The organism is Thiohalomonas denitrificans (assembly GCF_900102855.1).
Classification (GTDB): Bacteria; Pseudomonadota; Gammaproteobacteria; order Thiohalomonadales; family Thiohalomonadaceae; genus Thiohalomonas; species Thiohalomonas denitrificans.
On sequence record NZ_FMWD01000020.1, the window covers coordinates 5,544 to 14,215 of the forward strand.

At 63.0% G+C, this 8,672-nt stretch carries 6 protein-coding genes; all 6 read left to right on the top strand.

All coding sequences use genetic code 11. From position 1 onward, the window contains the following. Positions 1-168: 168 nt before the first annotated feature. Entirely contained in the window at positions 169-1,188 is a 1,020-nt protein-coding gene (locus BLP65_RS16310; protein ID WP_092999350.1) for a Fe(3+) ABC transporter substrate-binding protein, read from the top strand. 44 nt (positions 1,189-1,232) lie between these two features. After that, a complete protein-coding gene (locus BLP65_RS16315) occupies positions 1,233-2,915 on the top strand; it encodes an ABC transporter permease (protein ID WP_092999356.1) in 1,683 nt (560 codons plus the stop codon). Beyond that, a complete protein-coding gene (locus BLP65_RS16320) occupies positions 2,905-3,969 on the top strand; it encodes an ABC transporter ATP-binding protein (protein WP_092999352.1) in 1,065 nt (354 codons plus the stop codon). Before BLP65_RS16315 ends, BLP65_RS16320 begins: the two co-directional genes overlap by 11 nt. A 253-nt stretch (positions 3,970-4,222) precedes the next feature. Next, positions 4,223-4,429, top strand: coding sequence for a hypothetical protein (locus BLP65_RS16325; RefSeq protein WP_092999354.1), 207 nt, complete (start codon positions 4,223-4,225; stop codon positions 4,427-4,429). A 91-nt stretch (positions 4,430-4,520) separates the two neighbouring features. Then, the gene (locus tag BLP65_RS16330) at positions 4,521-8,015 is read left to right on the top strand and encodes a class I SAM-dependent DNA methyltransferase (protein ID WP_245688393.1); all 3,495 of its coding nucleotides are present in this window, start codon (positions 4,521-4,523) and stop codon (positions 8,013-8,015) included. A 513-nt stretch (positions 8,016-8,528) separates the two neighbouring features. Next, on the top strand, positions 8,529-8,672 hold a 144-nt coding region (locus tag BLP65_RS16335; protein WP_245688395.1), incomplete at its 3' end, for a helix-turn-helix domain-containing protein.

The following is an 8,672-nucleotide window of genomic DNA, read 5'->3' on the forward strand; positions in this document are numbered from 1 at the left end:
CCCCATTCCCCATTCCCCATTCCCCATTCCCCATTCCCCATTCCCCATTCCCCATTCCCCATTCCCCATTCCCCATTCCCCATTCCCCTTGACAGGAGCGGTGAAACTAAACGAGAATCGTTTTCGTTAACGTTTCAGTTGCAAGAATCGCTTGAGGAGGCGTGCAGTATGAAAAACAGATGGGTCGTGGCGGGAGCAGCGCTGTTGATCGGAGTGAGCGGTCAGGCCTGGAGTGCCGAAGAGGTGAACCTCTACTCGGCCCGCAAGGAAAATCTCATCAAGCCGCTGCTGGATCGGTTTACCGAAGAGAGCGGTATCGAGGTCAATCTGGTGACCGGAAAGGCCGATGCGCTGCTCAAGCGTCTGGAGGTCGAGGGTCGCCATAGCCCTGCGGATCTGCTGTTGACGACCGATGCCGGCCGGCTGCACCGTGCCAAAGAGGCCGGCGTGCTGCAACCGATGCAGTCGGACGCGCTGGAGCAGGTGATCCCGGATACCTACCGTGATCCGGAGGGTTACTGGTACGGTCTCTCGGTCCGGGCCCGTCCGATTCTGTATGTCAAAGACAAGGTCGACCCGCAGGAGTTATCCACCTACGAAGACCTGGCGGATCCCCGCTGGAAGAACCGGGTCTGCATCCGCTCCTCCAGCAACATCTACAACCAGTCCCTGGTCGCCTCGATGATCACCTCTCGCGGCCAGGAGGCGACGCAGCAGTGGGCGGACACGTTTGTGAAGAACTTCGCGCGCAAGCCCGCCGGTGGTGATCGCGATCAAATCGCGGCCGCGGCTGCCGGGATGTGCGATATCGCCGTTGCCAATACCTATTATCTCGGAGTCATGCTTCATTCCGACGACCCGGCTCAGCGCGAGGAAGCGGAGAAGGTGGCGGTCTTCTGGCCCAATCAGGAGGGACGCGGCACTCACGTCAACGTCAGCGGTATCGCCCTGACGGCGGCGGCGGGTAACCGGGACAACGCCCAGCGGCTGATGGAGTTTCTTGTCAGCGACGAGGCCCAGGCCTGGTACGCCGAGGTCAATCACGAATACCCGGTCAAGGCCGATGTGGCCTGGAGTGAAACCCTGCAGTCCTGGGGAAGCTTCAAGGCAGACGACGTCAACATGGCCAAGCTTGGCGAGTATAATGCCGAGGCTGTGAAGCTGATGGATCGCGCCGGCTGGCGATGAACTCGAAAGTGGAAAGTGAGTGGGACCCGCCGAAGGGCGGGTTCATGAGCCTGCACGGGGATGGGTTGGCGTCCCGGATAAGGCGACGCCTCCCCGATTCCTGGCAGGCGGGTGTTGCGCTGGTGGCACTGCTACTGGCGCTTCCGATCCTGACGGTGTTTGGACATCTGTTCGTCCCGGCCGGAGATGTCTGGGGCCATCTGGTGGACACCGTGCTGGCCGACTACGTCGGCAATTCGCTGGTGCTGATGGCAGGTGTCGGCGTCGGCACACTCTTGCTGGGCGTCGGCAGTGCCTGGCTGACGAGTCTCTGCGATTTCCCCGGCCGGCGTGTCTTTGAATGGGCGCTGCTGCTGCCGCTGGCTGTGCCGGCCTACATCATCGCCTACACCTACACCGGCCTGCTCGACTTTACCGGACCCGTTCAGACCACCCTTCGGGAAACGTTCGGCTGGTCCTACGGGGACTATTGGTTCCCAGAAATCCGCTCTCTCGGCGGCGCCGTGGCGATGCTGTCGCTGGTGCTCTACCCCTATGTCTATCTGATGGCGCGCGCCGCCTTCCTGGAGCAGTCGGTGGCGGTGCTGGAGGTCAGTCGGACCCTCGGGGCCGGCCCCTGGCGCTCGTTTTTTCGCGTAGCCCTTCCCCTGGCCCGACCGGCCATCGCCACCGGGGTCTCTCTCGCCCTGATGGAAACCCTCGCCGACTACGGCACGGTCGAGTATTTCGGGGTCAGCACCTTTACCACCGGAATTTTCCGCACCTGGTTCGGATTGGGAGATGCCACAGCGGCGGCCCAACTCGCCGCCATGCTGCTGGGATTCGTGTTCGTGCTGATCCTCCTGGAACACTGGTCGCGCCGCCGCGCCCGCTTTCATCAGGCGACGCAGCGTTATCAGACGCTGCCCCGCTACCGTCTGCAGGGCTGGCGCCGGTGGGCGGCGGTCGCCGGCTGTGCCTTTCCGCTGCTGCTGGGCTTTGTGGTGCCGGCGGGGCAGCTCTCGGCCTGGGCAGTGCGCACCGCCGGGCGCACGGTGGATAGCGACTTCTTTGAGCTGACACTGAACAGCATGGGCCTTGCGGCGGGTGCTGCGCTGGTCACGCTGCTGCTGGCCCTGTTCATGGCCTACGGCAAGCGGCTGCGCCGGGGTCCGATCGTCAATACCGCCGTCCGGGTCGCCGGTATGGGGTACGCCATACCGGGGACGGTCATCGCGATCGGCGTCATGCTGCCGCTGGCCCGGGTGGATCAGGCCCTCGATGCCTGGTCCGTGGAGGTCTTCGGGATTTCCACCGGACTGCTGCTGTCGGGAACCCTGTTCGCACTGCTGTTCGCCTATGCGGTGCGTTTTCTGGCGGTCTCCTTGCAGGCCGTCGAGGGGGGGCTCGGCAGGATACGCCCGAGCATGGATGATGCGGCCCGCTCTCTGGGCCTGCGGCCCACCCAGGTGCTGCGCCGGGTCCATATGCCGGTAATGCGGGGAACGCTGCTGACGGCGCTGCTGCTGGTGTTCGTCGATGTGCTCAAGGAACTGCCGGCCACGCTGGTGCTGCGGCCCTTCAATTTCAATACACTCGCGGTGCGGACCTTTGAACTCGCCTCGGACGAGCGGCTGGCGGATGCCTCCAGCGCCGCGCTCACCATCGTACTGGCCGGTATCGTGCCGGTGATTCTCTTGTCGCGTTCCATTGGCCGATCCAGGGCAGGGCAGAAGCATGCAGCTTGAAGTTGACAACGTTACGCTCGGATACGGAAACGAGGATGTCGTCCACTCCGTCTCCTTTCGGCTGAAACCCGGAGAACTGGGCTGCCTGCTGGGGCCCAGCGGCTGCGGCAAGACGACCCTGCTGCGGGCCGTTGCCGGCTTCGAGCCGGTGCGGGCCGGAGCGATCCGCATCGGGGGTGAAACGGTCAGTTCCCCGCAGTCGACGCTTCCACCGGAGCGCCGCGGGGTGGGAATGGTGTTCCAGGACTACGCCCTCTTTCCCCATCTTTCGGTTCGGGACAACATCGCCTTCGGTCTGCGCCGCAGTGCCCGAAGCGAGCGTGCGAAGAGGGTCTCGCGGCTTCTGGATCTGATTGGCCTGGCGGGCTACGGCGATGCCTATCCCCACCAGCTCTCCGGCGGACAGCAGCAGCGGGTGGCGCTGGCGCGGGCGCTGGCCCCGAAGCCGCGGCTGCTGCTTCTCGACGAGCCCTTCTCCGGACTTGACGTCGAGCGCCGCGAAGAGCTCGCCCGCGAGGTCCGCTGCATCCTCAAGGAGGAGGGCATCACCGCCCTGATGGTCACCCATGACCAGTCCGAGGCCTTCGCCACGGCCGATAGTATCGGCGTCATGTCGGGCGGGGAGATCGTCCAGTGGGACACCGGCTACAACCTCTATCACCGACCGGCCAGCCGCTTCGTGGCCGACTTCATCGGTCAGGGTGAACTGATCCCGGGACGGGTGAACGAAAGCGGCGGTGTCGAGACTGAACTCGGGGTGATCGGCGGGGCGGCGCCTGCCCAGTGTCGCCCCGGCTGCGCCGTGGAGGTATTGATTCGCCCCGACGATGTCCTCGACTGCCCCACCGGAACCCCGGCCCGGGTCGACGCCCGCGCCTTCCGGGGCGCGGACTTCCTCTATCAGCTCTCGCTCCCCTCAGGGGCTCGGATCCTCTGCCTCACCCACAGCCACAACCGCTATGAAGTGGGCGAGCACATCTCCGTCCGGCCCCAGATCGATCATGTCGTGGCGTTCCCGGTGGAGCCCCGGAAGCCGGAGGCTCTGACCCGGTAGGAGGCGCGCCCCCGCGGCGATTTCCGTCACGGAGAATGCCACCGTAATGAGGAAAGACCCGCCCCACCCAGGACTACGGAAATCGGACGCTCGGACCCGGTAGGAGGCGCGCCCCCGCGGCGATTCCGTTCCCACCCCCGCTCCACGGCCCTGAATCACTGAAGAACTCGAACATAGGCCATTGGGAGATTCCTCCGCCGCTTCGTGATCCGCGGCACGGATCAGCAGAACGGAGGCGGTTAGCCTCCCATCCATGCATTGGAAACAGAACTTTCTGAATGATTGGGCCGGGCCGCCCTTGCAGGTGGCTCTCTCCATCCTGATCACCACTTTCGGCGGTATCCTCGTCGGACACGGGCTTTTTTCCGTCGAGCTGTCCACACAGCTCTTCGCGTCGGCCCTGGCCGTCCCCCTCGTCTTCGTGGTCGTTGCGGGTCTCTGGAAGTCGCTCGACGGCTGACTTCGGCCAACGGTCCCGAATAGCGGCTGCCGGACGTTGAACACCGATTTTGCTATCATCGGCAGCCTAACGTGTAACGGACTGCCAGTGGATGACTACCCGCCTCGAAGATAACCCGCGCTCCCCTGCAGTCGACGAACTGGTCGGGGACTTCATCACCCGTTGGCGGGATACCGGCGGCTCGGAGCGGGCCAACTATCAGCTGTTTCTGACCGAACTGTGCCAACTCCTCGGGCTGCCCCAGCCCGACCCGGCCAGCGGTGATACCGAAGAGAACGCCTACGTCTTCGAGCGCCGGGTCGATATCGCCAATCCCGACGGCAGCGTCAATCGCGGCTTCATCGACCTCTACCGGCGCGGCTGCTTCGTCCTGGAGGCCAAGCAGACCGGCAAGACTCTCGACACCCGGGGCTGGGACAAGGCGATGCTCGCCGCCCACACTCAGGCGGATCAGTACGTGCGCGCCCTGCCATCCGCCGAAGGGCGCCCGCCGTTCATCGTGGTCACCGACGTGGGCCGCTCCCTGGAGCTCTACTCCGAGTTCACCCGCTCCGGCGGCACCTATGTCCCGTTCCCCGACCCCACCCACCACCGCATCCGGCTCGACGACCTGCGCAAGCCCGCCATCCGGGAGCGGCTCAGGCAGGTGTGGCTGGAACCCGACGAGCTCGACCCCGGCCGGCACGCCGCCCGGGTCACCCGCACCATCAGCGACCAACTGGCCAGGCTCGCCCGCTCGCTGGAGGTGGAGGGCTACGAGGTCGAGCGGGTCGCCCACTTCCTCAAGCGCTGCCTGTTCACCATGTTCAGCGAGGATGTGGAGCTGCTCCCCAAGGGCGGCTTCACCACACTGCTGGAGCGCCTGAAGGCGCACCCGGAGCACTTCGGCCCCGCCATGCGCTCCCTGTGGGAGACCATGAACACCGGTGGCTATGAAGGCCAGCTCATGGAGACCCTCCAGCGCTTCAACGGCGGCCTGTTCCGCGACATCGACCCCATCCCGCTCAACCGGGATCAGATCCAGCTGCTCATCGAAGCGGCCCGGGCCGACTGGCGCTTCGTCGAACCGGCCATCTTCGGCACCCTGCTGGAGCGCGCCCTCGACCCCCGCGAACGCCACAAGCTCGGCGCCCACTACACCCCCCGCGCCTATGTCGAGCGGCTGGTGATGCCCACCCTCATCGAGCCGCTGCGAAGGGAGTGGAACACGGTGCAGGTGGCCGCCGAGGCGTGGCTTCAGCAGGACAAGCCCGACAAGGCCCTCAACGAGCTGCGCGAATTCCATTACCGCCTCTGCCAGACCCGCGTGCTCGACCCCGCCTGCGGCAGCGGCAACTTCCTCTACGTCGCCCTCGAACACCTCAAGCGGCTGGAGGGTGAAGTGCTCAACCTCATCCGCGACCTCTCCGCCGGCCAGCAGGCCTTCGACGCCGGAGGCCTCACCGTCGACCCGCACCAGTTCCTCGGCCTGGAGCTGAACCCGCGCGCCGCCGCCATCGCCGAGATGGTGCTCTGGATCGGCTATTTACAGTGGGACTATCGCCTCTACGGCCGCCTCAACCTGCCCGAACCTATCCTGCGCGACTTCAAGAACATCGAAAACCGCGACGCCCTCATCGACTACGACAACCGCGAACCGATGCTCGATGACAACGGCGAGCCGGTCACCATCTGGGACGGCATCAGCTACAGGGAAAGCCCGGTCACCGGCGAACTGATCCCGGACGAGCAACAGCGCATCCCCGTCTACCGCTACAGCAACCCGCGAAAGGCCGAATGGCCTGAGGCGGATTACATCGTGGGGAATCCGCCGTTTATTGGTGATAAGGCAATGCGTCGTGCCTTGGGAGATGGTTACGTCGATGCTCTTCGGGAGGTTTTCAAAGGAACCATCGCTGAATCGGCGGACTTCGTGACTTATTGGTGGCACATCGCAGCCGAAAAGGTGCGCAATCGTGAAGCGAAGCGATTTGGGTTCATTACTACGAACAGTCTGCGCCAGACCTTTAATCGACGCGTACTTGAGTCACATCTTAGCGACAAAGCCAAACCCCTCTCCCTAGTTTTTGCGATCCCCGACCACCCGTGGGTGGATAGCACCGACGGGGCAGCGGTGCGAATCGCCATGACGGTGGGCGCCGCTGGTAACGAGTCTGGAATACTGCGTCACTTAGTCCGTGAGGAGGACGGGGGTGAGGAATCAAGGATAGTCCGGCTAAATAGGCGCTCTGGAAAAATATTCTCGGATTTGACAGTCGGAGCAAACGTCGCAGGCGCCGGCCCGCTGGAGTCCAATAACGGAATAACAACAGTCGGTGTGCAGCTGAGCGGTATGGGATTCGTAGTGTCGCCCGACGAAGCCAAAAAACTGGGGCTCGGGACCACGCCGGGAGTTGAAGCCGTTATACGTGACTATCGTAACGGTCGTGACCTGTCGCAATCTCCGCGAGGAGTAAAGGTCATTGATCTTTTCGGTCTTGATGTCCAACAGGTCCGGGAAAAATACCCTGCCGTCTATCAATGGGTTCTTGAGCGGGTTAAGCCTGAGCGGGACCAGAATAAACGCGAAACGTATCGGAAGAATTGGTGGATCTTCGCCGAGCCACGTAAAGAATGGCGAAATATGTCCGAAGGGCTAACTAGGTACATTGCGACGGTACGAACAGCGAAACATCGAATTTTCCCATTCCTTGAGACGGCTATACTGCCCGATGCAAAGATCGTGGGCGTAGCGAGCGACGATGCTGTAGTGCTAGGGACACTCTCAAGCAGACCACACTTGGCTTGGGCTCTGGCTGCTGGAGCTAACTTGGGTGCGGGAAATGACCCTACCTATAATCATTCGCGCTGCTTCGAAACCTTCCCCTTCCCGGAACTGACCGAAGCCCAGGCCGCCCGCGTCCGTAACCTGGCCGAACAACTCGATGCCCACCGCAAACGCCAACAAGCCGAGCACCCGAAGCTGACCCTCACCGGCATGTACAACGTGCTGGAGAAACTCCGGGCCGGCGAGACACTGACCGCGAAGGAGAAAACGATCCACCAACAGGGCCTCGTCACCCTCCTGCGCGAACTGCACGACGAACTCGACCGCGCCGTCTTCGAGGCCTACGGCTGGGACGATCTGGCCGACGTCCTGGTGGGCCGCCCCGGCGCCACCACGCCTTTGCCGGACAAACCCGCCGAACAGGCCGGGGCCGAAGAGGAACTGCTCACCCGTCTGGTCGCCCTCAACAGCGAACGCGCCGCCGAAGAGGCCCGGGGCCACATCCGCTGGCTGCGCCCCGACTACCAGGCCCCCGAAGCCCAGGGCGAACAGACAACCGCGGAACTCAAAAGCGAAACCGCAAAGGCCGCCGAACCCGCGCCTGCCGCCCAAGGCAAAAAGCCCTGGCCCAAAACCATTCCCGAGCAGGTCGAAACCGTCCGTGCCCTCCTCGCCGTCGGCCCGCAAAGCGCCGAAGCCCTCGCCGCCCAATTCAAACGCAAGCCGCTAAAGGGTATCACCCAGGTCCTCGCCGCCCTCGAAGTGCTCGGCCAGGCGCGACGAAAAGGTGACGACTGGCAGTCGACGGGAAGCTTTTAGCAGGCCGCGAAAAAAGGTTTTGTCCCTTCTCCCTAAGGAGAAGGTTAGGATGAGGGAGATAAAAATCAGTAATTCACCTTGTATTGAGTTCCCTCCTCCAGCAACCGCGTTTCGTGTAGGCATTCTCCTACAGACCGAAAGGAAAAGATGAGGCAGGATGGGCTGAGCCAGTTATAGGCCGAATCGGCGTAACATCTAAGCATTCCACCATGCTTCGCACGGCGGATAAATGCTTAGATGTTAGCCCTAATGGAGATCTACTCATGAACACCCAGCTTCTCTTCAACGAGTACTTTGACATCGATCAGAAGCTAGTAGATCAATACGGGGCACTGAATATCTGCTTGGAAGCCGATCCCTGAATTCATAGAATAACTGCAACGCCTGCTTAGATAGGCGGGTGGGTCAGTTGCCGTACAATCGGCAGCTCTCACCCTAACCGATTGCAGGCGACACATGGGACACCAGTACAGGCAACTGACCCACGAGGAACGATACCAGATTGGCGCGCTGATGGAACTGGGGTTTTCTCAGGCCGAAGTCGCGAGGAAGCTCGGCAGAAATCGCAGCACGATAAGCCGGGAAGTACGCCGTAACCGCCAAGGCACCCGGTACCAGGCAACCAAGGCCCAGCGTATGAGCGACAAGAGGCGACGA

What these genes read in the sequence shown, in the direction of transcription:
- BLP65_RS16320 (WP_092999352.1), top strand. Translation starts at nt 2,905, where the DNA reads ATGCAGCTTGAAGTTGACAACGTTACGCTCGGATACGGAAACGAGGAT.
- BLP65_RS16330 (WP_245688393.1), top strand. Translation starts at nt 4,521, where the DNA reads ATGACTACCCGCCTCGAAGATAACCCGCGCTCCCCTGCAGTCGACGAA.
- BLP65_RS16325 (WP_092999354.1), top strand. Translation starts at nt 4,223, where the DNA reads ATGCATTGGAAACAGAACTTTCTGAATGATTGGGCCGGGCCGCCCTTG.
- BLP65_RS16315 (WP_092999356.1), top strand. Translation starts at nt 1,233, where the DNA reads ATGAGCCTGCACGGGGATGGGTTGGCGTCCCGGATAAGGCGACGCCTC.
- BLP65_RS16310 (WP_092999350.1), top strand. Translation starts at nt 169, where the DNA reads ATGAAAAACAGATGGGTCGTGGCGGGAGCAGCGCTGTTGATCGGAGTG.